The sequence below is a fragment of the Acetobacter sp. ESL1128 genome, assembly GCF_058505085.1.
This window is the reverse complement of sequence record NZ_CP196369.1, coordinates 1,574,414-1,598,084: the sequence shown is the minus strand read 5'-3', so window position 1 is coordinate 1,598,084 and position 23,671 is coordinate 1,574,414. Positions and strand designations below refer to the sequence as shown.

Below are 23,671 nucleotides of genomic sequence, written 5' to 3'. Positions count from 1 at the left end.
GTAAACTCGCCAGCCAGAGCCGGGCGTAAGGGCGCCGCCACAGCCAGCAGGCTTATGGCGCTCAGCAGCACAGCGGTCGGGAGAGTGAATGAAAAGCGTGAAGCAGACATGGATATTGGGTCGGGTGATTTGTTGAAATGACGTGTTCGAGCAAAGCAGAAAAAACCTCACACCACCAGTCTCTACACGACCTGCTGGCCAGTGGTGCGCAACTTTTGCGTGACGCGGGGGTGGAAAACCCCCGGCGGGAAGCGCGTCTGCTCTTGCAGCATGCTCTGGGCATAACGCCCGAGGCGCTGTTGGGTCTTTCCCCGCGTGAAGAGGTGGCTACCGAACCGTTTTTGGGCTGGGTTACCCGCCGGGCAAAGCACGAGCCGTTTGCCTATATTACGGGTAGCAAAGGGTTCTGGAGCCTTGATCTGGCAGTCTCTCCAGCGTCCCTTGTGCCAAGGGGGGACACAGAAACCCTGATTACCGCCCTGCTGGACGCTCACCCGGACCGCAATGCGCCTTTGTCGTTTCTGGACTTGGGGACGGGGTCTGGCTGCATTCTGTTAGCGGCTCTGGCAGAGTACCGGCAGGCTTGGGGTATTGGGGTGGATGTTAATCCGGCTGCTGCCAGTCTGGCCCATGCCAATGCCCGGCGTTGCAATATGGCTGATCGTGCGCTGGTTATGGCAGCGCGGTGGGGGGATGCGCTGGCCCCCCAGACCCGGTTTGATGTTGTGTTCAGCAACCCGCCCTACATTCCCACACCAGACCTTGACGGGCTGATGGAAGAGGTAAGGGCGCATGAGCCCGTGCGGGCCCTGGATGGCGGGAGTGATGGCCTGGACGCCTACCGCGACCTGTGTGCCCGACTACCTTTATTGCTGCGTGATGGCGGGGTTGGTATTTTTGAAATCGGGATAGGGCAGGAGCAGGCTCTGCGGGACATAGCCGCCCAGAATGGGTTGGGTGTGGTGCGTGTACTGGCCGATCTGGCCGGAATAGCCCGCTGCGTTGTGCTGCGTTAAGGGCTGCCATAAGCCGGAATATAAAAAAACCGGTTGGCTTTGTGGTTGTGCGTTGTTATTGTCATCTGGCTCAGTCCTGCGGCAGTATTCAGATTAGCCAGATCTGCCTCGGTGGATGAGCGGTAAGGGCCTTTCTTCCGGCAATAAAAACAGATTGCCGCCAAAAGCCCATTCCGAAAAAACAATTCGGCCTTCATTCAGGAACATGCCTTTTGTATCGGACTGTTTCTTCATGCAAAGTGCCATGAACAGGAAAGCACTGTGATAAACCCATGAATGTAAAACGGATGCGTACCAGACACCATCGCTCCAACGGGAGCAATGGAGCGTCCAGGCAGTTGAATGGCCAGATTCCAATGAACCGGAATCATGTTTTTGACAGTCATGGCCCCGATGTACGGGTCAGAGGCACAGCACAGCAGCTTTTTGAAAAATATCTCCAGCTCGGCCGTGATGCGACGGGGAGCGGTGACCGCGTGGCGGCTGAAGCCTATTTCCAGCATGCCGAACATTATTTCCGTATTCTCAACGCCATGGCGCAGGCTGCGCAGCAAAGCCAGCAGGAGCGTGCGGAACGGCAGGCTGCCCGCCAGCAGCGTGTTACGTCCAATGCGTCCGAGGACGAGGAAGACGATCAGGCAGAAACCGAGAACGAAGCTGTGGCCGAGGTCAAGGACCTGTCGAGCGAGCCGCAGCCCGAACTGTCCGAAGGTTAATCCGGCGCTTTGCTACCCTGCATTCGCCCTGCTGACCACGGATGTGGAGCAGGGTGGAGCAGGTGTGCTTCCGTGTGCAGATACCAAGCACAGGTATAACAATGCCTGTTTGGTCTGTTTGACCAAAAGGTAAAGTTAACACTTTGATTTTTAGGGAATTTGGTAGCGGCGGAAGGATTTGAACCTCCGACCAAGGGATTATGATTCCCCTGCTCTACCACTGAGCTACGCCGCCATTGGTTGGTGGCGGTTATGTATCTGTTCCCGGGGGGGGCGTCAATCCATCTTGTCAGATTTTTTTGAAAAAACTGATTGGTTGGAGGCAATTGGCTTACTGCTCCAGATTGCCCGCGCCAAAAATGTAGTTGCTGACCTGCTGTTCAAGGCTTGAGGGTTCAAGTGTGTGGGTCATTACCTGCCCGGACTGGGCGAGGGTTGTAGCTTTTCCCGGCTCGATCATCAGCGCATTTTCGGAGGAGAGAGTACCGCTGCCAATGGTCAGGGTGCTGTCGGTTGGCAGGTGGAGTGCGCTATCCAGCCGGAAGCGGACAATGGCCATCTGGGAGGCAGGGTCGAGCACAATGCTGGACACGCGACCAACCTTGACCCCGGCAATATCCACATCTGCCCCGCGTGCCAGACCGTTGGCAGAAACAAAGCGGGCTGTAAGTTCGTAGGATGATTTGCCCGGTGTTTTCTGGGTATTAATCGCGTACATGCCAAACCCTGCTGCCGCAGCCAGAACCAGAGTGCTGCAAATAATAGCGCCTATGTGGTTTTGTCGGCTCATGGTTGGCTCAGGCCCTTATCAAAAAGTGTGCTTGCGCAAAAAGTTAAACAGGACGAAATCCTTGCAGCACTTAGGCGCATGGTGCAAGGACAGCAGTCAGATAACAGACCGTTTGGAACGCTAAACTTACATGTCCCTTTTTCAGGCACTTATCATGGCGCTGCTACAGGGCGCTACAGAGCTTTTTCCTGTCAGCAGTCTTGGGCATGCTGTTGTCCTGCCGTCTTTGCTGCATTGGTCGTATGATCTGCATGACCCGACCTTCCTGCCATTTCTGGTCATGCTGCATATGGGGACATCCGTCGCCCTGCTGATTTTTTTCTGGCAGGACTGGCTGGCCTTGGGCAAAGGGGCGTTTGGGGCGTTCGGGCATCGTATCCAGCTGGAAAGCCTGCATATCCTGTGGCTGATCTGTCTGGCAACTGTGCCTGCGGTTATTGTCGGTGGTCTGTTCGAGCACTGGTTGCGCAGTGTGTTTGGCTCCGCTTCCTCTGCCGCATTATTCCTGTTCCTTAACGGGGTGCTGCTGCTGGTGGTTGAAAAACTGCGGAACCGTGTTGTCCGCAAGGATGTCCGGTATCTGGCCAGCCTCACATCGCGCGATGCGCTGTTTATCGGTTTTTTCCAGTGCTTTGCCTTTTTCCCCGGTCTGTCGCGCTCGGGCGCAACCATTTGCGGGGGGCTGCTGCGCGGACTGCACCATGATGCCGCGGCGCGTTTTTCGTTCCTTATGGCTCAGCCGGTTATTATTGCCGCAACAGTGCGCGAAGCCTTTAAAATGCGTCATACCCCCATTGACCCGGCCCAGATGCATATTGCCCTGTTGGCGGCGGTTGTGTCGGGGGTAACTGCTCTGGCGAGTACGGCTTTTCTGATGCGCTATTTCCGTAAGCATGACAGTTGGGCGATGTCACCTTTTGCATGGTACTGCATGGTGGTTGGCGGCACTGCGTTTCTGATCTTCCATTTCGCACGGTAAGTGGTGGGCGGGATGAAGCGGGTGCGTGCTCCCTTGCTGCGCAAGTCACTGGCCAGAATAGAGCTGGAAAACGGGCAGCAGCGCCTGAAAAAAACGCTGGGACCATTGCAGTTGACCATGCTGGGCGTGGGCTCAACCATTGGTGCGGGCATTTACGTCATGACCGGAACTGCCGCTGCCAATTATGCTGGCCCCTCCATTCTGCTGTCTTTTATTATTGCGGGTATTGCCTGCCTTTTTACGGCCCTGTCCTATGCGGAGCTGGCATCTGTTATGCCGGTATCGGGGTCAGCCTACACGTATGCCTACGTATCCATGGGGGAAGGGTGGGCATGGGGCGTTGGTTGGCTGCTGTTGATGGAATACGGCATTTCCTGCGCGGGTGTTGCGGCCGGTTTTTCGGGGTACGCTGCCAGTCTGCTGGAAGATCTTGGGGTGCATGTTCCACCTGCTTTGCACACCACAACTCTGGAAGTGGTTTCTCTGGGTCTTAACCGGCATATTGCAGGCCATTGGCAATGTGACCTGCTGGGAGCCTTGTCCATTGCGATCGTGACCGGGCTTCTGGTCGTGGGGGTACGGGAATCCTTTAAAATCAATTCACTCATTGTGGTGCTTAAGGTGGGTGTGCTGGCGGTTTTTGTGGCTCTGGGTGTGTGGCAAATGCACCCGGCCTACTGGACGCCGTTCATTCCGGCGTATCAGGGTGGTTTTCGTTACGGTGTTCCCGGTATTTTCCGGGCGGCGTCGGTTATCTTTTTTGCTTATGTCGGGTTTGAGGCCGTTTCTACCGCAGCGGCCGAAGCCAAAAACCCCAGACGGGACGTGCCGGTGGGGATTGTGCTGTCACTGGTGGTGTGCACGGCGGTATATATGGTGGTGGCTGCCGTGCTGATAGGTGTTGTGCCATGGCAGACGCTGGATGTGGCGGACCCACTGGCTATTGCGGTTAATGCCATGCATCAGCCATGGCTTGCTCTGTTTGTTAAAATTGGCGCGGTCGTTGGCCTATGTTCGGTACTGATGGGTCTGTTGTACGCCCAGAGCCGAATCTTTTTTGCCATGGCTGAAGATGGCCTGCTGTTTTCCGTTTTTGCGCGTTTGCACACGCGTTACCACACGCCATGGCTTGGCAGCATCATGCTGGGGAGTGTGGTCGCTTTGGCGACTGCCGTTCTACCAATTGATATTATTGGTGATCTGGTCAGCCTGGGCACGGCAACAGCGTTTGGCATTGTCTGCTTTACCGTAATATGGATGCGCAATACGGCCCCGGACTATAAGCGCGCTTTTGTTGTGCCGTTTGGTGGGTTTGTGCTGCGCGGCGTATGGGTTGGGTATGTGCCGTTGCTCGGCATGGTGTTCTGCGGGTTTATGGTTGCCCCACTCTGTTGGGAAATGGTGTTGTCCCTTATGGGGGGAGATCCCGTACCCGCTCTATTGTTGGCGGTTTATGCGCTATGTGGGTGGGGGTGCTACCGCTTTTACGGGCGGCGTCATTCCCGTCTGGCGCAGGAGCACCGGGCTACAATGGCGCAGGATGCGCTTAGTCATTAAGCGGGTAGGACGCCAGCAGTTTTTTCTGTTCGCGCCACAGGCGTAACCCGTACCACAGGTTTGTGGGTTTCCAGCCTGCGGCCTTGTTTTTGGCCCCTATGCGGTAGCTTTCTCCGTAATGCAGGAACTGTGCCGCATAGGCCTCGCGCAGGGTCGTTCTGGCATCCCAGATATGGATGGCTTCCGCGCCAACACCGTTGATTTCTATGATCTCAAAATTCTCGCCGCGGGCGAGGTCTTCCTCACACCGGAATTTCAGGTCAATGCGCCCGAAATAAAAGTCGGGAATATCCTGCATGATCTGGTCGATCCGCTGAGTCAGTTCCGGCGTAATGTCGGCTATGCCATTGCGAAAAACTGCCCCTTTGCAGTGATTACCTGCAAAAACCAGATCAATCCTTTCCCCCTGCTCGGGAATGGTGTGCAGGCGGTGCTGCAGGCGCGGGGTGTAAATATGCAGTACCTTGCTGGTGCGGGCGTCCTGTTTGAGCAGTTCCAGAACGGTATTCCTGCCATTGCCGATCAGGAAGGGGATGTCCTTGTATGTCAGGGATGTCAGGCGGCCTGTGGGTTCATCCGGGTGGCGGATGTAAAACAGCCCGGCTTCATGCGGCCATGTGATCAGTTTTTGAATGACAAGTTCCACATTGCGCGGGAATGACGCACAGACCTGTGCCAGTTCCTCCTGCGTATGTACCAGCTTGACCCCCGTGCCGTTGCATCCGATGTCGGGTTTGACAACAACAGGGAATGCCAGCTCCTTGGCGTGCATGGCCTGCGTGGCCTTGGCCAGATCGTTCTCGCCAGTGGTTAACGTTGCGTATGGCGCAATCCATTGGGTGGCATATGGGCCAGCCATGTCCAGCAGGTCGCTTTTCTTTTCCCCGCACAGGCCCCCGGTGGTTATACGGGGGTTGGCGGCGGTGGGGAGTGTGACATCCCTATAGCGCAAGCCAAGCAGGATCCAGTAAGCCACAACGGGTGTGTAAAATACCCAGCGCGGCCAGAACTCGAAGAGTGAGAGAGGGTTGGGGTGCTTGTCTTGCTGGGAGGGGGGCATGGATAAGGTCATATCTTGTGTTTTTGGGTGCGCGCAACAAGCCGCCCCACCAGAATGATGGCGGCCACAAAGCCGGCCACGCCAACCCAGCGCCATGCGCCAAGATGGGCCAGAAGCGCTCCCCCCACACGCAGGGAGAGCATAAAGAGTGCTGTTGTCCACAACAGGGTGGCGCAGAAGGTAGCTGCCGTAAAAACAGCCAGCCCAGCCCGGAAAAAACCACAGGCCGTATAAAGGGGCAGACGTGTGCCCGGAATAAACCGGCTGACAAATACAACCACAAACAGGTTCCTGCTCAGCCATGCCTGCTGTGTCTGGGCGGAGGGAACGTTAACCCAACGCTGTGCGGGGGGCCATTTGGCGGCTAACGCGCCCAGAGCGTAAAGCCCCACATCGCCCAGAACAATGCCCGCGTACAGGGCGCCCAGGGCCACGGGAATACTGATTGTATGGAGATGAACCTGAATAGCCGTAACAACGGTTGCCGCGTCCTCCAGCACAAAAGTTGCCAGAATAACAATCAGAACCTGCAAAAGAGGTTGTGTGGCAGTCAGTTCCAGAAAATGGTCAAGCACAACGGAGCCTGCTCTCCAACACGGCAGATGTGGTCCGGCTTGCGCACAGAACCTGCGGCAACAGGCTCTTTTACGCGTCTCCTGTCAAGTTTTGGGGAGATGCGTATAAAAACCGGCATTGCATATGGTTAGCCGGAGTTCTGGCATGGATTAAAGCGGACAACACGGCCTGACAGGCATGCAAAAGCAGGATAGTGTGTTTGCCTGTGTCGTCTGCAAAGCGGATCGTGCCTCATGTTACGTAGAAAACTTTTGCTTGGGGGGGGCGCTTTGCTGGTGGCCTCACCTGTTTGTGCGCGCAATGCAGCGCAAGGTGCGACCGGCAGCTATGCTGCGTTTTTGGCCGGGGTCAGGCGGGAAGCTGTGGGGCAGGGTGTTTCTGCCTCCGTGGTTGCGCAGGCGCTGGCGCCGTTGCATGCCCCGAACCCCAAGGTTTTGCAGGCGGACAGGCACCAGCCGGAATTCACCCTGACATGGGCGCAGTACAAAGACCGCGTTCTGAGCGAGAAAAAACTGAATGATGGTCTGGCCGCCATTCAGCAGCGCGCAGAGCTGCTGGGGCGGATCAGCAGGCTTTACGGTGTTGCTCAGGGCGCTATTGCGGGCATATGGGGGCTGGAATCCGCATATGGCACCCGCATGGGTACGTTCTCGGTGATCGATGCGCTGGCAACGCTGGCGTATGATGGCCGCCGCGCCAGCTTTTTCCGCACCGAACTGCTCAAGGCGCTCCATGTGGTGGAACAGGCCGGAGTGGCCCCGGCCCATATGCTCGGCAGTTATGCGGGGGCCATGGGGCAGCCGCAGTTTATGCCCAGTGCCTATATGCGTTACGCGGCCAGTTACCCCGCAGGTGGGCGGGCGGATATCTGGCATAATGAGGGCGATGTTTTTGCCTCCATTGCCAACTATCTGGCTAGGTGTGGCTGGCAGGCCGGGCAACCATGGGGGGAGGGCGTTGTACTGCCCGATGCTCTGGAGCAGTCCCTTCTTGGCCGCAACCACGTAAGACCGCTTGCATGGTGGGAGCAGCACGGAGTAAGGCCCCGTGCTGGGGAGTTTGGTGCCTCCGTGCAGGAAGGGGCGGTGATCCGCCCTGATGGGCCGGGGGGTGAGGCCTTTATTGTTTACCACAATTTCAACGTGATCCGACGGTACAATCCATCAGATTTTTATGCATTGGCCGTAGGGCTTCTGGGTGATGCCATAACGTGAAAAAAGTCGTTTTCTGGGGCTGTCTTCTGCTGGCGTCGTGTACTCCGGCACCTATACCCCATTCGGATGTGCATTATACGGTTGGGGCCGCATGGCATGTGCCGGGCCAGTGGTTTTACCCGCGGGAGGAGTTTGCCTGGCAGGGAACCGGCCTTGCCATACGTCAGGATGGGCGTGAAGGGGAGCTGACCGCCGATGGTGAGGTGCGTAGCATGGCCACAATGACGGCCAGCCACCCCACACTCCAGTTGCCTGCCATTGTTACCGTGACCAATTTGGAAAACGGGCGGCAGGTGCGTGTAAGGGTAAACGACCGTGGCCCTGCGCAAATGGGCCGTGCGCTGGCTTTGTCCACGCAGGCGGCCAATCTGCTTGGCATGGGGGCAGGGCCAGCACAGGTTCGGATTGTGGAAGATGAAGTTGCCAGCCGCCAGTTGGCGGAAACCCTGCCCGGTGGGGTTGCCCTGCAAATTGCGGCAGCGCCACGCGAGCAGGTTGTTCAGTCCAACCTTGGCGGGAATGGCGGTGTTTCGGTCGTGGCCGTTGGTGGTGGGGTAGAGAGTGCCCCTGAATCCACTGGCGTAAAGCTGGCGGATCTGCCGGTGGCTTATGCGCAGGGTTATGCGGCTCCGGGCATGCTTTGGGTAGAGACAATGGATTTTACATCCCGCTCCGCTGCGGTCATGCAGGCTGGCGGCCATGGTGGTGTGGTCAGGCCCGTTATGTCTGGCCAAAGCATGATGTGGGCTGTCCGGCAGGGGCCGTTTGCGACTATAAGTGCCGCAGACGCAGCCCTTAAGCGGGCGCTGGCAAATGGTTTTAATGGTTCTCACATCGTCGTCGAATAGGGAATAGCTTTGCAGACTCGACGGTTTTTACTCGCAGGGGGCGCTGCCCTTTTTTCTGGTAGCTTTGTAGGGGGTGCGGTGGCGCGCCCCCGGCACGGTGCTGCCCCTTCGGCCGCGCCCGAGGCACCCGCCGCTACCGTGCCCGAAACGCCAGCCACCACGCCCGTAGGGCCGGTGGATACAATGGCGCGCTGGGCCTGTATTCTGGATTATGGCAGCGGTGCTGCCGTGCTGGAAAAAAATGCGGATGAGCGCATGCCGCCCTCTTCCCTGACCAAGATGATGACGGCTTATGTCACATTTGGCATGCTGCGCGCAGGGCGGCTCAAGCTCGACCAGATGCTGCCGGTTAGCGAGCGCGCCTGGCGCATGCAGGGGTCCAAAATGTTCGTCCCGCTGGGGCAGAGCGTTGCGGTGCAGGACCTTATTCAGGGCATGGTTATCCAGTCCGGCAATGATGCGTGCATTGTGCTCTCCGAAGGGATTTCCGGTTCTCAGGAACAGTTTGTTGCGCTGATGAATGATACGGCCGCCAAGCTGGGGCTGACCAATTCGCACTTCATGAACGCAACCGGCTGGCCTGCGGAAAATCATTACATGTCCGCGCGGGATGTGGCGTATCTGGCGTTGCGCCTGATCCATGATTTTCCCGAATATTATCATTTCTTTTCGGAAAAAGAGTTCGTCTTTAACAAAATTCATCAGGAAAATCGCAACAGTCTGGTGGTCAAAGGTCTGGCTGATGGCCTTAAAACCGGCCACACGGATGCTGGTGGGTTTGGTCTGTGCGCCTCTTCCGAGCGGGATGGGCGGCGGGTTGTCATGGCTATTAACGGCCTGCCGAGTGATGGCGCCCGCGGGCGCGAAGGCGAGCGCCTGATGGGCTGGGCATTTGCGAATTTTGAAACCGCCCAGATCATCAACAAAGGTGAGATTGTAGAGCAGGCCCCTGTCTGGATGGGGGCGAGCCAGACCGTACCTCTGGTTGCTGCTCAGGAGTTCAAGATGCTGCTGCCACATGGCTGGAAAAACAGCACGCATGTGGCCATAGACTATGATAGCCCACTTATTGCCCCTGTGAGCGAAGGGCAGGTTGTCGGGCAGTTGAGCGTGGTTCTGCCCGGCGGCAGAAAAGCCAGTATTCCGCTTGTGGCAGGGCAGGCGGTGCCTGCTCTTGGCCTGCTTGGCCGGGCGGCCCGACGGCTGCACCTTTAAGCCATGCAGTCTGGTCTGTTCATAACGCTTGAGGGCGGGGAGGGCGTTGGCAAGTCCACGCAGCTCCGCCTGCTCAGGGATGCCCTGCAATCGCACGGGTACAGGGTGCTGGCTACGCGGGAGCCGGGCGGTTCCGCTGGTGCGGAAGACTTGCGGCAGCTACTGCTGTTTGGCAAAAACCCCCTGTCTCTCCGTGCCGAGATACTGACGCATTTTGCCGCACGGTTTGACCATGTGGATACGGTTATCCGCCCTGCTCTGGCAGAAGGGCAGATTGTGCTGTGTGACCGTTTTACGGACTCGACCATGGCGTATCAGGGCTACGGCCGGGCGGAGGGGCAGCCTGCTGTTCTGGACCTGATCGCCGCGTTGCAGGCCCAGTTGGGGCTGATGCCGGATATGACTTTTCTGCTGCAGGCACCAAGGGAGATCACACGGCAGAGGCTGGCCGTACGCGGAGTGCCCACAGACCGCTACGAAAAGGCAGATGAAGCCTTCCACGCCCGTATTGCCGCAGGGTTTATGGCAATAGCGGACCAGCAGCCTGAGCGCGTAAAGTGCATTACAACCGCCAATCATAGTCAGGAGGCCGTGAGCAGCCTGATCATGAAGGAAATTTTGCCCAGATTGCCCCATGTCTGATGCGTCCGGCCTGTCCCCCCGCATAGCTTCGCTTCAGTTGCAGGGGCATGAGGCTGAACTGGCATTGTTCAGGGGTTCTCTTGCCAAAGGCCGTATGCCCCATGCCTGGTTGGTGAGCGGGCCGCCCGGTGTTGGCAAGGCTACGTTTGCTTTTACCCTGGCCCGTATCCTGCTGGGTGGCATGGAAGCGGAAAACCCGGTTGCCCGCCGTATTTCTGCCGCCAGTCATGCCGATCTGCTGGTAGTGGAGCGCGGGTATGATGAAAAAAAGCAGCGCTACCGGCAGGAAATTGTTGCCGATGATGTGCGCCCGATTAACGCTTTTTTGCGCCGGACGGCAGCCGAAGGGGGCTGGCGTGTTGTTATTGTGGATGGCGCGGAATGGATGAACCGCAGCGCGGCTAACGCTGTGCTGAAAATTCTGGAGGAGCCCCCGCCCGCCACTGTGCTGATTCTGACCAGTTCCGCACCGGGGCGGCTGTTGCCAACCATCCGTAGCCGGTGCCGCAGGCTCGAGCTTTCTCCCCTGCCAGATGCGGCTATGCAGCGTGTGCTCCATCTTTTGTGGCCGGACCTGCCCACGCAGGATTTTGCACGGATTGTGTCACAATCACATGGAGCGCCGGGCAAGGCTGTGGCATTGTTGGCAGACACAGGCGGTAACATGGCCGCTCTGGTTGCCGAGGTGTTACAGGGAGTGCTCCCCCTGCGGGGTTACGAAATTGCAGAGGCCGTTTTACGCAAGGATTACGGTTTCAGCCTTTTCTTTGCCCTGTTGGCGGACCAGTTGCAAAGCACGGCACGCCAGGCTGCAAAGGCAGGAAACCGCCAGTGTATGGCCCTTGCTGCTGCATGGGAGCAGATTATGCGCGTTCACACCGAGACGGAACGCTTTAATCTGGATAAACAGGAAGCCCTAATTGAAGCCATGACGATTGCGAGCCCAGAATGACCCGTCGTTTCTATGTGACTACCCCCATTTATTACGTGAACGGAGCACCGCATATCGGCCACGCCTACACGTCCATTGCAGCGGACGTTATGGCGCGTTTTCATCGTCTGGCGGGGGATGATGTCTTTTTTCTGACGGGCACGGACGAGCACGGGCAAAAAGTGGAGCAGGCCGCGCAGGCGGCAGGTGTTGCCCCCAAGGAATTTGCGGATAACGTTTCGGCCAACTTCCGCGCCATGGCCGATGCCATGGCCATTTCCTATGATGATTTTATCCGCACGACCGAGCCCCGGCACATTGCCAGCGCGCAAGCCTTATGGCGCAAGGTTGCGGATAACGGCGCCATTTATCTGGATGCGTACGAGGGCTGGTACGCCCTGCGTGATGAATGTTTTTATGGCGAAGATGAACTGGTCGCAGGGCCGGACGGTAAAAAGGTTGCCCCTACCGGCGCGCCGGTAGAGTGGGTCAAGGAGCCATCCTACTTCTTCCGTCTGTCCGATTATCAGGACCGTCTGCTCGAACTGTATGAGCAGCATCCCGAGTTTTTAGGCCCGCATGGTGCACGCAACGAGATCATCAGTTTTGTCAAACAGGGCCTGCGTAACCTGTCCATCAGCCGTACCAGCTTTAAATGGGGTATTCCCGTTCCCGGTGATGAGCAGCACGTCATGTATGTGTGGTTTGATGCGCTGGCCAATTACCTGAGTGCGCTGGGCTACCCGGATGCAGACGCCCCCCGCATGGCATACTGGCCTGCCAGCCTGCACCTTGTGGGTAAGGATATTGCACGCTTCCATGCCATTTACTGGCCTGCCTTCCTTATGGCTGCGGGTATTGAACTGCCCAAAAAGGTTTTTGCCAACGGCTGGTGGACCATTGAAGGCCAGAAGATGAGCAAGTCTCTGGGCAACGTGGTGGACCCCAGGGAACTGGTTGCGGAGTTCGGGCTGGATGCGGTTCGCTTTTTTGTACTGCGGGAAGTCCCCTTTGGCGGGGATAGCGATCTATCCCGCAAGGCGCTGATCACACGCAATAACGTGGAACTTGCCAACGATCTGGGTAATCTGGCGCAGCGGACCCTCTCTCTGGTCGCGCGGAACTGTGGCGGTATTCTGCCAGAACGCCGGACGCTGACGGAAGAGGATGAAAAGCTTCTGGGGCAGGTTGTGGTTCTACCGCAACTGCTGGCCGCGCAGCTTGAGCGCTGTGCGCTTACCGATGCGCTGGAAGATGTGTGGAAGGTCATTCGCGCCTGTAACGCCTATATCGACCATCAGGCCCCATGGGCACTGCGCAAGACCGATGTGGAGCGCATGGCGGATGTTCTGCGCGTTCTGCTGGATGCCCTGCGCGGAATTGCCACCGTGCTCCAGCCCTTTATGCCGGACAGCATGGCCCGTATGCTCGACCAGCTTGGTGTGACGCAGGACGAACGGACCTTCGCAGCCCTTGAGGTTGCGCTGCCCGGTGGGCGGCAACTGCCCGCCCCGCAGGGTATCTTCCCCCGTTATGTTGAGCCGGAACAGTCATGAGCGATGTCACCATGCCCGGGTTGATCGACTCCCATTGTCATCTTGATCATTTTTCGGACGAGGAACTGCCCGCCCTGCTTGATGCCGCCCAAGAGGCGGGGCTGGGCGGCATGGTTACCATTGGCACACGCCTGTCCAATGCGGGGGAGCAGAAGCGCCTGACCCAGTTTACCCACCCGGATATGCGGATATGGTGCACAATTGGCACGCACCCCGACCATGTGGAAGAAGCCCCGGTACCGCAGGTGCAGGATATTGTAACACTGGCCGACACCCCCGAAGTGATTGGCATAGGGGAGACAGGGCTGGACTACTTCCATGGGCAGGAAGGTGTTCGTCCGCTCCAGCAGGAGAGCTTTCGCAGGCATATTCAGGCTGCCCGTGCGCTGGAGATCCCCGTTATCATCCACGCTCGGCAGGCTGATGCGGATGTGGCGGCCATTCTGGAGGATGAGAGCGCTCAAGGTGCTTTTCCCATCCTGCTCCACTGCTTTGCCTCTGGCCCCGAACTGGCCAGCCGGGTGGTGGCCCTTGGTGGGTATGTCAGTTTTTCCGGCATTGCGACCTTCCCCAAATGTGAGGAAATCCGCAGTGTTGCGCGTGACCTGCCCATAGAGCGTATTCTGGTGGAAACAGATGCCCCCTATCTGGCCCCTGTGCCGCAGCGCGGCAAACGGAACCAGCCTGCTTTTGTGGCGCATACGGCGCGCCGCATTGCGCAGGAGCGGGGGATGGATGTGGCTGCATTTGCCGAGCAGACAACACAGAACTTCCACAGGTTGTTTCGTAAGGTGCGTTAAAGCGGGAGTAAGCCGGGTATGAAGGTCAGTGTGCTTGGGTGTGGTGGGTCATCTGGCGTGCCTGCACTCGGTGGGCCAGACGGGCATGGCCAGTGGGGCGCGTGCGACCCGGCTGAACCCCGCAACAGGCGTAGCCGTGCATCCATTTTTTTGCGGATGGAAGATGGATGCGGCGTTCTGGTCGATACCGGGCCAGACCTGCGCGCCCAGTTGCTTGCACACGGTATTAGCGCGTTTGAGAACGTAATCTACACCCATACTCATGCGGACCATGTTTCTGGTCTGGACGAGTTAAGGGGCATTAACCGCCAGATTGACAAGGCCATTACCGCATACGGTACCGCAGAAGTGCTGGGGGAGTTGCAGGAGCGGTTTGCTTACGTTTTCAAACCCCACACAACGCCGTATTTTTTTCGGGCGGTGCTGGATGCCCAACCCATTCTGTGGGGAGAACAGGTCAATATTGGCGGATACGCCTTTACCCTGTTCGAACAGAACCACGGTTACGTCACGTCTACGGGACTACGGTGTGGGACGTTTGCCTATAGTACGGATGTGGTGGAACTGCCCGAACAGTCTGTCGCGTGTTTGCGTGGCGTCCGTACATGGATGGTGGACTGTTTTCAAAAAACGCCCCATGGCGCGCATGCCTGGCTCGACCGGGTGCTGGAATGGAAAGCCCTGATTCAGCCAGAGCGCGTTATTCTGACCCATATGGGAGCAGAAATGGACTGGGGCTGGATGCGTGAACACCTTCCCCCCGGGGTTGAAGCTGCATGGGACGGCATGAGCTTTGAACTCCCTGACCCTCCCCACGCGGGGTGAGGAGGGGGGCTGTTTTACACAAGAGCGGTCTAGCGGCTCATCAGCACTGTAATGTCAGCGCTTTCCAGCACGTGGCGGGTAACACCACCCAGAATGAGCTGGCGCAGGCGGGAGTGAGAATAAGCTCCCATAGCCAGCATATCGGCATCAAACTCGCGGCAGGCTGCCAGCAGCCCTTTCCCGACATCACGCTCGACAGGCTGAAACTCAACGGCATCGGCCTTGATGCCGTGGGCTGCCAGATACTCCACCACGTCTTTTGCGCTGGGGCCACGGCGCTGGTAGTCCCCGCAGTGCAGCACCCGCACGGCTTCGGCCGTTTGTGCCCAGGCCAAGGCACCACGCAGGGCGGAGGAGGACTCAGCCGTACCATTCCAGCCAATACAGACACGCTTGATCAGCCCGACCGGAGCGGTACGGGGGGCCATTACCACGGGGCGCCCGCTATCAAACAGAACGGCGTGTAGTGTTTCGGAAGAGGATACCTCATCACCGGAATCGGGGTGTGGCACCAGAGTAAAGTCCGACAGGCGAGCCTGCGCGGGAATGATCTCGCTTTCCGCACCACGGACCACGGTAAAGCTGATGCTTGGCGCATCATCGGGGTAGGCGCTGTGCAGGGGCACAACCTTTATGTCGGGGTTGGCAGCGGTGTAGCGCTCGAACAGTGTGTGCACGTCATGGGCATGGCGGGCACTTTCGTGGTCAGCCGAGCGCATCAGGTCTTCCACCATGGCGCCGGACATGCCCTCACCGGCCAGTGGAGCAATGTCACGCCCATCGGGGCGTACGTGCAGGACGGCAAGGTGCGCGCCAAAGCGGCGGGCAAAATTGCCGCCACGTACCAGAGCAGCCTCGGCATTGGACGTGCTGGGGAGTGGAAGCAGAATTTTGCGGACGTCTTTCATTGTGTCGCTCCTTTAAATATCTGTGCGCGCGGCGCGCTGAAGGGGGCAAAGATTCGGCGTGATCGCTTATGGATATAACCGCGTTACGTCCCATCCGTTCCCGTGGTGTTCCCATATGGCCCGATCATGCAGGCGGTATGGGCGTTCCTGCCAGAATTCAAAATGCTGCGGGCTGACCCGGTAGCCCGACCAGTTTGTGGGGCGGGGAATGGGGCCGTTGCCAAATTCCTTTTCTGCGTTTTTCAGGCGCTGTTCAAAAATGTCACGGTCGGCCAGCGGGCGGGACTGGTCGGAGGCAATGGCCCCAAGTTGGGACATACGGCTCCGACTCGCAAAATAGGCGTCAGCTTCTTCGGGGGAGACCGGTGTTATGTTCCCTTCGATTCGGATCTGGCGGCGCAGGCTCTTCCAATGGAACAGCAGGGCCGCACAGGGGTTGGCCTCAAGCTCGCGCCCCTTGCGGCTGAACATGTTGGTGTAAAAGACAAAGCCCCTGTGGTCATGCCCTTTAAGCAGAACAATCCGTGCGGAGGGGCGGCCATCGGCTGTGGCCGTGGCGAGCACCATGGCATTGGGGTCACAGGGTTCTGATTTTTCGGCGTCTTGCATCCATGCGTCAAAGAGTGCGAACGGGTCTGCACTCAGGTCGATCAGGGGATGATCAACAAAGGGGACAGTGGGGGCGGCTGGGTCTGTTTCCGGCATGGTTCGGACTCTTGTCTAAATGTCATGGAAAGGGGCTGCGCGCGCTTTCCTGTGTGATTCCATACTCCTGCCGGATACGAGTTTAAAGCGTGTCCATGCGTGTTTGGGCTTGTTTCACGCGCCGGTGTATGCGACCACGCCTACAGAAAACCCAGAATTTTTTCCGAAACAAGTAGGTTGAGGTTCCCACATGTCTTCTCCCAACGCCGAGCTGCCCGCAAAAGGTACGCTGATGAAGGGCAAAAAAGGTCTGGTGATGGGTGTTGCCAATGACCGCTCTCTTGCATGGGGCATTGCATCCGCAGTGGCCGCACAGGGGGGCGAACTGGCATTTACCTATCAGGGCGAGGCGTTGGGCAAGCGCGTACAGCCTTTGGCAGAAAGTGTTGGTGCCAAGCTGGTTCTGCCATGCGACGTGACCGATGATGCCGCCATAGACGAAACATTCGCCACGATCGAACGTGAATGGGGCGAGCTTGACTTTGTTGTTCATGCCATTGGCTGGGCAGACAAGCAGTTCCTGCGCGGGCGCTACGTGGACACCCCCCGTGCCGCATTCCTGACCGCGCTGGACATTTCGTGCTACTCCTTCACGGCAGTTGCACGCCGCGCCGCAGGGCTGATGAAGAACGGCGGCTCGCTGCTGACGCTCAGCTACCTGGGTGCGGAGCGTGTTATGCCGCATTACAACGTTATGGGTGTGGCCAAGGCAGCGCTTGAGGCTTCCGTGCGTTACATGGCTGCGGATCTCGGGTCGGATGGTATCCGCGTGAATGCTGTTTCCGCCGGGCCGGTTAAAACGCTTGCCGCCAGCGGTATTGGGGACTTCCGGTATATTCTGAAGTGGAACCAGTACAACGCACCGCTCGAGCGTAATGTGATGCTTGAAGAAGTGGGCGGGGCAGGGCTTTATATGCTCTCCGACCTGTCCCGCGGTGTTACGGGTGAGGTGCACCATGTGGACTGTGGTTACAATATTGTAGGCATGAAAAACCCGACCGCTCCCGATATTTCTGTTGCTGGAGACTAAACACAGCCGTGTCCTACAATACTTTCGGGCATATGTTCCGGGTTACAACGTGGGGCGAAAGCCATGGCCCCGCGATTGGCTGTGTTATTGATGGTTGCCCACCACGCATTGCATTGAGCGAAGCTGATATTCAGCCTTTTCTCGACCGCAGGCGGCCCGGGCAGTCGGCTTTTACCACGCAGCGGCAGGAGCCTGACCAGGTTCGTATTCTGTCCGGTGTGTTTGAAGGGCAGACAACGGGGACACCCATCTCCCTGATGATTGAAAACACGGACCAGCGTTCGCGCGATTATGGGGATATCGCCCAGACCTATCGCCCCGGCCACGCAGACCTTGTTTATGACCTGAAATACGGTATCCGCGATTATCGTGGTGGTGGCCGCTCTTCCGCGCGGGAGACGGCTTGCCGCGTTGCTGCGGGGGCTGTTGCCCGCAAGGTGCTGGGGGATGGCGTGCGTGTACGCGGGGCTTTGGTCCAGCTTGGCCCCAAGGATATTGACCGCACCCGCTGGGACTGGGCGGAGGTGGAGCGTAACCCCTTCTTTGCTCCCGACCCCGGAGTGGTGGAAGACTGGGCGGCGTATCTGGCAGCCATCCGCAAGGATGGCTCATCCATTGGTGCCGTGATCGAGATTGTGGCCGAAGGTGTGCCTGCCGGACTGGGTGCCCCCATTTACGGCAAGCTTGATGCGGATATTGCCGCAGCGTTCATGAGCATTAACGCCGTTAAAGGGGTGGAAATAGGCGATGGTTTTGCCTCTGCCTCCCTAACGGGGCCAGAAAATGCCGATGCCCTGTTCATGCGCAACGGCACGCTGGAGTTTGGCTCCAACCATGCCGGGGGCGTGCTGGGGGGTATTTCCAGCGGTCAGCCCGTAGTGGCCCGCTTTGCCGTCAAACCCACCAGTTCCATGCTAACCCCCGTGCCCTCCATTACCAGAGATGGGGTGGAAACACAGGTTATTACCAAAGGCCGGCATGATCCGTGCGTGGGTATTCGGGCTGTTCCCGTGGGGGAAGCCATGATGGCCTGCGTGCTTGCGGACCATCTGCTCCGCCACCGTGGGCAGGTAGGGGGCTAACGCCTCCTACCCGATCAGGGTGGCATCCAGCGTAATGGGTGCCCTGAAGAGCTTGGAAACAGGGCAGCCTTCCTTGGCTTTGTTGGCCAGTTCTGCAAACTGCTGCTGTGTTGCGTTGGGCACTTTGGCCTTGAGGGTCAGGGCGATGGACGTAATTTCAAACCCTCCATCCTTTTTGCTCAGGCTGACATCTGCCTGAGTATCAATGCTGGTGGCAGTGAGCCCCGCATCCCCCAGAATGAGCGACAGGGCCATGGAAAAACAGGCCGCATGGGCAGCGCCCAGAAGCTCTTCGGGGTTTGTGCCGGGTTGCCCTTCAAAGCGGGTATTAAAACCGTAAGGCTGCTGGTTTAGCGCACCACTCTGGGTGGAAACGGTACCCTTACCGGTTTTGATTGCACCTTCCCAATGGGCGCTGCCATGTTTGATAATGCTGCTCATATGCGCTGTATCCGTCTTTATGTTCGCCTGAGTGGTGGTGCAGGCATCGTATTGCACGAACGCCGGGGCGGTAGATAAAGTTCATGCATGGCTGCCTGCTCTCGCAGAGATGAAAAGGCGTTTTGGGCGGAATGTGCCTATACTGCATTTAACAATATGGCTGTGAACGCTCTGTAAAGCCTTGCAAGCAGGGAGGAGTAGGGGCATTCCGGCTTATTATCTTTGGCCCCGTTTCCATGCGCAGACGCGGCGGCGGGCGAGGCTGATAACGCGGAGACCATAATGAGTTCCACCACGACCGATACCGCTTCTTCTGTTGATGTTGTCCTGATCGGCGGCGGCGTCATGAGCGCTACGCTTGGGACATTGCTGCGTCAGCTCCAGCCGGAATGGAGCATCAGCGTTTTTGAGCGTCTGGGCAGCGTTGCGGAAGAAAGCTCCAACGCGTGGAATAATGCAGGGACCGGCCATTCCGCTCTGTGCGAACTGAATTACACCCCGCAGGGCGCCGACGGCACGGTGGATATTTCCAAGGCCGTGGGGGTAAACGAACAGTTCCAGATTTCCCGCCAGTTCTGGTCCTATCTGGTCGAGCGTCAGATTATTGTTTCCGCCAAAAACTTTTTAACGCCCGTCCCGCATATGAGCTTTGTGTGGGGTGAGGACAACGTGGCCTTCCTGCGCAAACGCTACGAGGCACTTTCCCAGCATCCGCTGTTCTCCGGTATGGAATACACGGAAGATACGGCCCAGATCACACAGTGGGCACCGCTGATTATGCGGGACCGCCCTGCCGGGCAGAAGCTGGCTCTGACCCGTAGCCTCAAGGGGACGGATGTCAACTTTGGTGCACTGACCCGCCTGCTGTTTACCTACCTTGCCAGCACCCCGGCCTGCACGCTGCATACGCAGCACGAAGTAAGCGACATTACCCGCAATGGCAGTGATGGCTGGCGGCTGAAAATACGTGACCTGCGACAAAATACCCAGCGTGAGGTCAATGCCCGCTTTGTCTTTATCGGCAGTGGCGGGGGAGCCCTTTCCCTGCTGCAAAAAACAGGCATACCCGAAGCGCGTGGCATTGGTGGTTTTCCGGTCAGTGGGCAGTTCCTGCGCTGCACCAACCCGGACCTGATTGCCCAGCACCATGCCAAGATTTATGGCAAGGCATCGGTCGGCGCCCCACCCATGTCCGTGCCGCACCTTGATACACGCATGATTGACGGCAATCCGGCGCTGCTATTTGGCCCGTATGCTGGCTTTTCCACACGCTTTTTGAAGCAGGGCTCCCTTATGGATCTGCCGCTCTCGGTGCGGGCGGATAATATTGGCCCCATGCTGGCCGTTGCGCGGGATAACTGGGCCCTGACCAAATACCTGATCGAGCAGGTCATGCAGACACAGGGTGCGCGGATTAAAGCCTTGCAGGACTTTATTCCCAACGCGCAGGCCAAGGACTGGGAACTGGTTGTTGCAGGCCAGCGGGTGCAGATTATCAAAAAAGATGCTGCCAAAGGTGGTGTTCTGCAATTTGGTACAGAAGTCATTGCCAGTGAGGACGGCTCCGTTGCCGCATTGCTGGGGGCATCTCCGGGCGCATCCACTGCGGCCCCGATCATGCTGAATGTTCTGCAAAAATGCTTCCCCACCAAAATGCCGGAATGGACGGATAAGCTGCGCGAGATCATCCCCTCATTCGGGCAGAAACTCTCTCGGCATCCCGACATGTGTGAGGAAATTTTTGATAAGACAACGCAGGTGCTCGGCCTGACCCAGTAAACTGCGCCCATCCCCCACATGCTGTTTATGTGGGGGATGGCGAGCTTAAAAGCTGCGGTGTTAGTCGGCTATGCTCATATCCGCCCGGTTCCACCAGTTCTGCTGTAAGCTGGTGTTGGGGATAAAGTCAGCCGGGTTGCCTGCAAAGCTGACTGTATTGGTGGGTGTTTCCTCAATACTGAGTTCCGAGCAGCGTAAAACGCCCCCTTCGGCCAGCAGGAAGGCGTTGATCTTGGCCATGAGCAGGCAAACCATCAACTCGGTGGTCGGGTCTCCGGGGGTCACCACAATACGTGTGGCGCGGACGGGCTCATGTGTTTTAAACCACGCCAGAAGCGGGTCGTCTCCGGCAAGCTGGAGCGCGTGGTCCAGCCGTTCATCCACAAAGCGGTGCCAGGTCTGCTTGGCTTTTTGAAAAGAGACAGGCATGTTCCCGCGCCCATCCAACCGGGCGGGGCTGGTGGGTTCAAGCCTTACGGTGACAAATTCGTTGTGCCCATGGGGCAGGGCGCAGCTTTCGCTGGCACCGTGAATAAGGCGGTGTCCCATGGAAAAGCGGCGTGTAAAAACAAGGTCAGGCATGTTGGTCTTCTGCTATGTAAGCGTCCCATCCTGCGCGGCGGAGCTGGCAGGCGGGGCAGGTACCACAGCCATACCCCCATGCGTGGCGCACGGTACGGTCCCCCATGTAGCAGGTATGGCTCTCATGGTTGATGAGTGTCACCAGAGGTTCCCCGCCCAGTTCGTCTGCTAACGTCCAGGTTTCGGCCTTGTCCAGCCACATCAGGGGTGTGTGCAGGACGTAGCGGCTGTCCATACCCAGATTAAGGGCAACCTGCAGGGCCTTTATGGTGTCATCGCGGCAGTCGGGGTAGCCGGAATAATCGGTTTCGCACACACCGGTTACAATGTGGCGCATGCTCCTGCGGGCTGCGAGAGCCGCAGAAAACGTTAAAAAGATCAGGTTACGGCCGGGCACAAATGTATTGGGCAGGCCGTTCTGGGTCATGGCAATTTCGGCATCCCGTGTGAGTGCCGTATCGGAAATATCATTCAGGGCATGCAGGGGGAGCGTATGGTCTGGCCCCAGGCGCTCCTTCCATTGCGGGTTCAGGGCTGCAAGGCCTTCGCGTATGCTCTGGCGGCATTCCAGTTCAATGGCGTGGCGCTGGCCGTAATCAAAGCCCACGGTTTCCACATGTTGGAAGCGCGCCAGAGCCCACGCCAGACAGGTTGCGGAATCCTGCCCGCCGGAAAAAAGCACAAGGGCGGATTCGGTCTGTTCCTTGGAGGACAGGGGCATGATCAGGGTATTCCCGTCAGCTTGTGAGTTTGCAGGGATAATGCCCATCTGGGGTTTTGCAGGCAGTAGGCAATAGCGGCCTGCGTATTGGCTGCCTGCTCCGGGCCATCCATGGGCTGGAGCCAGAAATTGGCAAAATCCAACCCCGCCAGATCCGCCGGGTCAAGCCCGGGCTGGGGGTAAACCAGCTTGAGTTCGGCCCCGCTGGTTTGCGCAAGTGGCGCGCCCGCCTTGGGGCTGATGCACAGCCAGTCGATCCCTTCAGGGGCCAGTACGGTGCCGTTACTTTCTACCGCAATTGCAAAGCCTTTGTCGTGCATGGCGGCAATAAGAGGGGCATCAAGCTGGAGCAGCGGTTCTCCCCCGGTAAATACCACAAGGGGGCGCCCGGGAGAGGCGGATGCAGGCCAGAACCCGGCAATGCGTGCGGCCAGTTCTGCTGCATTGTGGAACCGGCCGCCCCCGGTCCCATTGGTGCCAATAAAGTCCGTATCGCAAAACTGACAAATGGCCTGAGCCCGGTCTTCTTCCCGGCCGGACCACAGGTTGCAACCAGTAAAGCGGCAGAAAACGGCCACGCGCCCTGCCTGCCCGCCTTCACCTTGCAGGGTAAGAAAAATTTCCTTGACCGAGTAAACCATTTGTAAAGTCTTACAGGCCAATCCCGATCGTATGCATGCCCAGGCTGTCCAGCAGGGCACGGTCACGTTGTGCCTGCGGGTTGGGGGTGGTCAGCAGTCGTTCGCCATAGAAAATGGAGTTGGCGCCGGCCAGAAAACACAGGGTCTGTGTTTCATCATTCATGTTCTCACGCCCCGCGGCAAGGCGTACGCGGCTTTTGGGCATGGTAATGCGGGCTGCCGCGATCATGCGCACAAAGTCCAGAGGCCGGACTTCATCTGCCTTGGCAAGCGGGGTGCCTTCCACGCGGACCAGCAGGTTGATGGGTACGCTCTCGGGGTGGGCGGGCATGTTGGCAAGTGCGGCAATCAGGCCCGCGCGGTCAGTCTCGTTCTCGCCCATGCCGACAATGCCGCCACAGCAGACATTGATCCCTGCATCGCGCACGTTGGAGAGAGTATCCAGCCGTTCCTGATAAGTGCGGGTGGTAATTATCTGGCCATAATATTCGGGCGAGGTGTCGATATTATGGTTGTAAAAATCCAGACCTGCCTGCTTGAGCCGCTGAGCCTGAGAATCATCAAGCATTCCAAGCGTTACGCAGGTTTCCATCCCCAGTTCTTTAACGCCTTCAATCATGGCGCAGACTGTTTCCATGTCCCGTTCTTTGGGGGTCCGCCATGCCGCACCCATGCAAAAGCGGCTGGCCCCTGCGGCCTTGGCTTTTTTTGCTTCGGCCAGCACGTTTTCAATGGCCATAAGCTTTTCAGCTTTTACGCCATCTTCGTGCAGGGCGCTCTGGGGGCAATAGGCGCAATCTTCCGGGCAGCCACCTGTCTTGATCGACAGAAGGGTGGAGATCTGTATCTCAGTCGGATCAAATGTCGCGCGGTGTATGGCTTGTGCCTGAAACATCAGTTCCGGGAACGGGAGGTCAAGCAGCGCCTGCACTTCGGCAACGCTCCAGTCATGGCGGATGTCCATTGCTGGAGTGGCAGGGCGGGAAAAGGAGGGCGAACCATCAGGCATGGAATGTGAACCGAACCAGATATGCTAGAGGGAAGTGCAATGCAGCAT

Annotated in this window: 26 protein-coding genes and 1 tRNA gene; 15 read left to right on the top strand and 12 right to left on the bottom strand. The window is 58.1% G+C overall.

Features of this window, described 5'->3' with window-relative positions:
- Positions 1–137: 137 nt before the first annotated feature.
- A complete protein-coding gene (prmC, locus tag ACSYTG_RS07425; RefSeq protein WP_489782840.1) occupies positions 138–1,016 on the top strand; it encodes a peptide chain release factor N(5)-glutamine methyltransferase in 879 nt (292 codons plus the stop codon).
- 93 nt (positions 1,017–1,109) lie between these two features.
- Here the strand turns inward: prmC and ACSYTG_RS07420 are convergent, their stop codons facing one another.
- Positions 1,110–1,250 carry a hypothetical protein gene (locus ACSYTG_RS07420; protein WP_165924879.1) on the bottom strand — a complete coding sequence of 47 codons (141 nt, stop codon included), beginning with the start codon at positions 1,248–1,250 and terminating at the stop codon, positions 1,110–1,112.
- Positions 1,251–1,288: 38 nt separating this feature from the next.
- On the opposite strand from ACSYTG_RS07420, the gene ACSYTG_RS07415 reads away from it, so the two are divergent.
- Entirely contained in the window at positions 1,289–1,732 is a 444-nt protein-coding gene (locus ACSYTG_RS07415) for a DUF4167 domain-containing protein (RefSeq protein WP_165924949.1), read from the top strand.
- A 160-nt stretch (positions 1,733–1,892) separates the two neighbouring features.
- On the opposite strand, the gene ACSYTG_RS07410 is transcribed toward ACSYTG_RS07415, so the two are convergent.
- Positions 1,893–1,967, bottom strand: a tRNA-Met gene (locus ACSYTG_RS07410).
- A gap of 96 nt (positions 1,968–2,063) precedes the next feature.
- Positions 2,064–2,522 carry an MlaD family protein gene (locus ACSYTG_RS07405; protein WP_095348883.1) on the bottom strand — a complete coding sequence of 153 codons (459 nt, stop codon included), beginning with the start codon at positions 2,520–2,522 and terminating at the stop codon, positions 2,064–2,066.
- Positions 2,523–2,652: 130 nt separating this feature from the next.
- On the opposite strand from ACSYTG_RS07405, the gene ACSYTG_RS07400 reads away from it, so the two are divergent.
- Together ACSYTG_RS07400 and ACSYTG_RS07395 are read left to right on the top strand one after the other, a co-directional pair.
- Positions 2,653–3,501 (top strand): undecaprenyl-diphosphate phosphatase, encoded by an 849-nt coding sequence (locus ACSYTG_RS07400; protein WP_086645906.1) that lies wholly within the window; start codon positions 2,653–2,655, stop codon positions 3,499–3,501.
- 12 nt (positions 3,502–3,513) lie between these two features.
- Positions 3,514–5,058 (top strand): amino acid permease, encoded by a 1,545-nt coding sequence (locus ACSYTG_RS07395; RefSeq protein ID WP_354856427.1) that lies wholly within the window; start codon positions 3,514–3,516, stop codon positions 5,056–5,058.
- On the opposite strand, the gene ACSYTG_RS07390 is transcribed toward ACSYTG_RS07395, so the two are convergent.
- A complete protein-coding gene (locus ACSYTG_RS07390; RefSeq protein ID WP_491706407.1) occupies positions 5,048–6,130 on the bottom strand; it encodes an ATP-binding protein in 1,083 nt (360 codons plus the stop codon). The two genes, ACSYTG_RS07395 and ACSYTG_RS07390, sit on opposite strands and share 11 nt — an antisense overlap.
- Positions 6,127–6,693 (bottom strand): DedA family protein, encoded by a 567-nt coding sequence (locus ACSYTG_RS07385; protein WP_086645908.1) that lies wholly within the window; start codon positions 6,691–6,693, stop codon positions 6,127–6,129. The genes ACSYTG_RS07390 and ACSYTG_RS07385 overlap by 4 nt, the downstream gene beginning before the upstream one ends.
- A 234-nt stretch (positions 6,694–6,927) precedes the next feature.
- Here ACSYTG_RS07385 and ACSYTG_RS07380 point away from each other — a divergent pair, with 234 nt between their 5' ends.
- From ACSYTG_RS07380 to ACSYTG_RS07345, 8 genes are all read left to right on the top strand, one after another.
- Entirely contained in the window at positions 6,928–7,908 is a 981-nt protein-coding gene (locus tag ACSYTG_RS07380) for a lytic murein transglycosylase (RefSeq protein ID WP_489782838.1), read from the top strand.
- A gap of 68 nt (positions 7,909–7,976) precedes the next feature.
- Entirely contained in the window at positions 7,977–8,756 is a 780-nt protein-coding gene (locus tag ACSYTG_RS07375) for a septal ring lytic transglycosylase RlpA family protein (protein WP_491706406.1), read from the top strand.
- A 3-nt stretch (positions 8,757–8,759) separates the two neighbouring features.
- Positions 8,760–9,971 (top strand): D-alanyl-D-alanine carboxypeptidase family protein, encoded by a 1,212-nt coding sequence (locus tag ACSYTG_RS07370; protein ID WP_278741851.1) that lies wholly within the window; start codon positions 8,760–8,762, stop codon positions 9,969–9,971.
- Between the two features lie 3 nt (positions 9,972–9,974).
- A complete protein-coding gene (gene tmk, locus ACSYTG_RS07365; RefSeq protein WP_095348877.1) occupies positions 9,975–10,613 on the top strand; it encodes a dTMP kinase in 639 nt (212 codons plus the stop codon).
- A complete protein-coding gene (locus ACSYTG_RS07360) occupies positions 10,606–11,565 on the top strand; it encodes a DNA polymerase III subunit delta' (RefSeq protein ID WP_489782837.1) in 960 nt (319 codons plus the stop codon). Before tmk ends, ACSYTG_RS07360 begins: the two co-directional genes overlap by 8 nt.
- Positions 11,562–13,100: a methionine--tRNA ligase gene (metG, locus tag ACSYTG_RS07355; protein ID WP_489782836.1), complete on the top strand. Its 1,539-nt coding sequence runs from the start codon at positions 11,562–11,564 to the stop codon at positions 13,098–13,100. Before ACSYTG_RS07360 ends, metG begins: the two co-directional genes overlap by 4 nt.
- 11 nt (positions 13,101–13,111) lie before the next feature.
- On the top strand, positions 13,112–13,900 hold the full coding sequence (locus ACSYTG_RS07350) for a TatD family hydrolase (RefSeq protein ID WP_489782967.1): 789 nt from the start codon (positions 13,112–13,114) through the stop codon (positions 13,898–13,900).
- Positions 13,901–13,918: 18 nt separating this feature from the next.
- On the top strand, positions 13,919–14,725 hold the full coding sequence (locus tag ACSYTG_RS07345) for an MBL fold metallo-hydrolase (protein ID WP_354856443.1): 807 nt from the start codon (positions 13,919–13,921) through the stop codon (positions 14,723–14,725).
- Positions 14,726–14,754: 29 nt separating this feature from the next.
- On the opposite strand, the gene ACSYTG_RS07340 is transcribed toward ACSYTG_RS07345, so the two are convergent.
- Both ACSYTG_RS07340 and pdxH read right to left on the bottom strand, forming a co-directional pair.
- Positions 14,755–15,633 (bottom strand): universal stress protein, encoded by an 879-nt coding sequence (locus ACSYTG_RS07340; RefSeq protein ID WP_095348874.1) that lies wholly within the window; start codon positions 15,631–15,633, stop codon positions 14,755–14,757.
- Between the two features lie 66 nt (positions 15,634–15,699).
- Positions 15,700–16,338, bottom strand: coding sequence for a pyridoxamine 5'-phosphate oxidase (gene pdxH / locus ACSYTG_RS07335; protein WP_086645917.1), 639 nt, complete (start codon positions 16,336–16,338; stop codon positions 15,700–15,702).
- Positions 16,339–16,528: 190 nt separating this feature from the next.
- Here pdxH and fabI point away from each other — a divergent pair, with 190 nt between their 5' ends.
- Positions 16,529–17,368, top strand: coding sequence for an enoyl-ACP reductase FabI (gene fabI, locus ACSYTG_RS07330; protein WP_086645918.1), 840 nt, complete (start codon positions 16,529–16,531; stop codon positions 17,366–17,368).
- A gap of 8 nt (positions 17,369–17,376) precedes the next feature.
- Complete coding sequence (aroC, locus tag ACSYTG_RS07325; RefSeq protein WP_086645919.1) at positions 17,377–18,450, top strand: chorismate synthase; 1,074 nt, start codon at positions 17,377–17,379, stop codon at positions 18,448–18,450.
- 6 nt (positions 18,451–18,456) lie between these two features.
- On the opposite strand, the gene ACSYTG_RS07320 is transcribed toward aroC, so the two are convergent.
- On the bottom strand, positions 18,457–18,891 hold the full coding sequence (locus ACSYTG_RS07320) for an OsmC family protein (protein WP_165924937.1): 435 nt from the start codon (positions 18,889–18,891) through the stop codon (positions 18,457–18,459).
- Positions 18,892–19,173: 282 nt separating this feature from the next.
- Between ACSYTG_RS07320 and ACSYTG_RS07315 the strand changes: the two genes are divergently transcribed.
- Positions 19,174–20,670, top strand: coding sequence for a malate:quinone oxidoreductase (locus ACSYTG_RS07315; protein ID WP_086646059.1), 1,497 nt, complete (start codon positions 19,174–19,176; stop codon positions 20,668–20,670).
- A gap of 60 nt (positions 20,671–20,730) precedes the next feature.
- Here the strand turns inward: ACSYTG_RS07315 and ACSYTG_RS07310 are convergent, their stop codons facing one another.
- Genes ACSYTG_RS07310 through bioB form a run of 4 tightly spaced genes read right to left on the bottom strand, consistent with a single transcriptional unit; the run spans position 20,731 to position 23,623 of the window.
- The gene (locus ACSYTG_RS07310) at positions 20,731–21,252 is read right to left on the bottom strand and encodes a 6-pyruvoyl trahydropterin synthase family protein (RefSeq protein ID WP_489782835.1); all 522 of its coding nucleotides are present in this window, start codon (positions 21,250–21,252) and stop codon (positions 20,731–20,733) included.
- Positions 21,245–21,973 (bottom strand): 7-cyano-7-deazaguanine synthase QueC, encoded by a 729-nt coding sequence (queC, locus tag ACSYTG_RS07305; protein WP_489782834.1) that lies wholly within the window; start codon positions 21,971–21,973, stop codon positions 21,245–21,247. The genes ACSYTG_RS07310 and queC overlap by 8 nt, the downstream gene beginning before the upstream one ends.
- Positions 21,974–21,975: 2 nt before the next feature.
- Positions 21,976–22,614 (bottom strand): 7-carboxy-7-deazaguanine synthase, encoded by a 639-nt coding sequence (queE, locus tag ACSYTG_RS07300; protein WP_489782833.1) that lies wholly within the window; start codon positions 22,612–22,614, stop codon positions 21,976–21,978.
- A gap of 10 nt (positions 22,615–22,624) precedes the next feature.
- Positions 22,625–23,623, bottom strand: coding sequence for a biotin synthase BioB (gene bioB / locus ACSYTG_RS07295; protein ID WP_086645924.1), 999 nt, complete (start codon positions 23,621–23,623; stop codon positions 22,625–22,627).
- Positions 23,624–23,671: the final 48 nt, after the last annotated feature.

What these genes read in the sequence shown, in the direction of transcription:
- ACSYTG_RS07320 (WP_165924937.1), bottom strand. Translation starts at nt 18,891, where the DNA reads ATGAGCAGCATTATCAAACATGGCAGCGCCCATTGGGAAGGTGCAATC.
- metG (WP_489782836.1), top strand. Translation starts at nt 11,562, where the DNA reads ATGACCCGTCGTTTCTATGTGACTACCCCCATTTATTACGTGAACGGA.
- ACSYTG_RS07350 (WP_489782967.1), top strand. Translation starts at nt 13,112, where the DNA reads ATGCCCGGGTTGATCGACTCCCATTGTCATCTTGATCATTTTTCGGAC.
- ACSYTG_RS07310 (WP_489782835.1), bottom strand. Translation starts at nt 21,252, where the DNA reads ATGCCTGACCTTGTTTTTACACGCCGCTTTTCCATGGGACACCGCCTT.
- pdxH (WP_086645917.1), bottom strand. Translation starts at nt 16,338, where the DNA reads ATGCCGGAAACAGACCCAGCCGCCCCCACTGTCCCCTTTGTTGATCAT.
- ACSYTG_RS07390 (WP_491706407.1), bottom strand. Translation starts at nt 6,130, where the DNA reads ATGACCTTATCCATGCCCCCCTCCCAGCAAGACAAGCACCCCAACCCT.
- bioB (WP_086645924.1), bottom strand. Translation starts at nt 23,623, where the DNA reads ATGCCTGATGGTTCGCCCTCCTTTTCCCGCCCTGCCACTCCAGCAATG.
- ACSYTG_RS07420 (WP_165924879.1), bottom strand. Translation starts at nt 1,250, where the DNA reads ATGAAGAAACAGTCCGATACAAAAGGCATGTTCCTGAATGAAGGCCGA.
- ACSYTG_RS07380 (WP_489782838.1), top strand. Translation starts at nt 6,928, where the DNA reads ATGTTACGTAGAAAACTTTTGCTTGGGGGGGGCGCTTTGCTGGTGGCC.
- fabI (WP_086645918.1), top strand. Translation starts at nt 16,529, where the DNA reads ATGTCTTCTCCCAACGCCGAGCTGCCCGCAAAAGGTACGCTGATGAAG.
- ACSYTG_RS07400 (WP_086645906.1), top strand. Translation starts at nt 2,653, where the DNA reads ATGTCCCTTTTTCAGGCACTTATCATGGCGCTGCTACAGGGCGCTACA.
- ACSYTG_RS07395 (WP_354856427.1), top strand. Translation starts at nt 3,514, where the DNA reads ATGAAGCGGGTGCGTGCTCCCTTGCTGCGCAAGTCACTGGCCAGAATA.
- prmC (WP_489782840.1), top strand. Translation starts at nt 138, where the DNA reads ATGACGTGTTCGAGCAAAGCAGAAAAAACCTCACACCACCAGTCTCTA.
- ACSYTG_RS07360 (WP_489782837.1), top strand. Translation starts at nt 10,606, where the DNA reads ATGTCTGATGCGTCCGGCCTGTCCCCCCGCATAGCTTCGCTTCAGTTG.
- ACSYTG_RS07405 (WP_095348883.1), bottom strand. Translation starts at nt 2,522, where the DNA reads ATGAGCCGACAAAACCACATAGGCGCTATTATTTGCAGCACTCTGGTT.
- ACSYTG_RS07340 (WP_095348874.1), bottom strand. Translation starts at nt 15,633, where the DNA reads ATGAAAGACGTCCGCAAAATTCTGCTTCCACTCCCCAGCACGTCCAAT.
- ACSYTG_RS07415 (WP_165924949.1), top strand. Translation starts at nt 1,289, where the DNA reads ATGAATGTAAAACGGATGCGTACCAGACACCATCGCTCCAACGGGAGC.
- queC (WP_489782834.1), bottom strand. Translation starts at nt 21,973, where the DNA reads ATGCCCCTGTCCTCCAAGGAACAGACCGAATCCGCCCTTGTGCTTTTT.
- queE (WP_489782833.1), bottom strand. Translation starts at nt 22,614, where the DNA reads ATGGTTTACTCGGTCAAGGAAATTTTTCTTACCCTGCAAGGTGAAGGC.
- tmk (WP_095348877.1), top strand. Translation starts at nt 9,975, where the DNA reads ATGCAGTCTGGTCTGTTCATAACGCTTGAGGGCGGGGAGGGCGTTGGC.
- ACSYTG_RS07315 (WP_086646059.1), top strand. Translation starts at nt 19,174, where the DNA reads ATGAGTTCCACCACGACCGATACCGCTTCTTCTGTTGATGTTGTCCTG.
- ACSYTG_RS07345 (WP_354856443.1), top strand. Translation starts at nt 13,919, where the DNA reads ATGAAGGTCAGTGTGCTTGGGTGTGGTGGGTCATCTGGCGTGCCTGCA.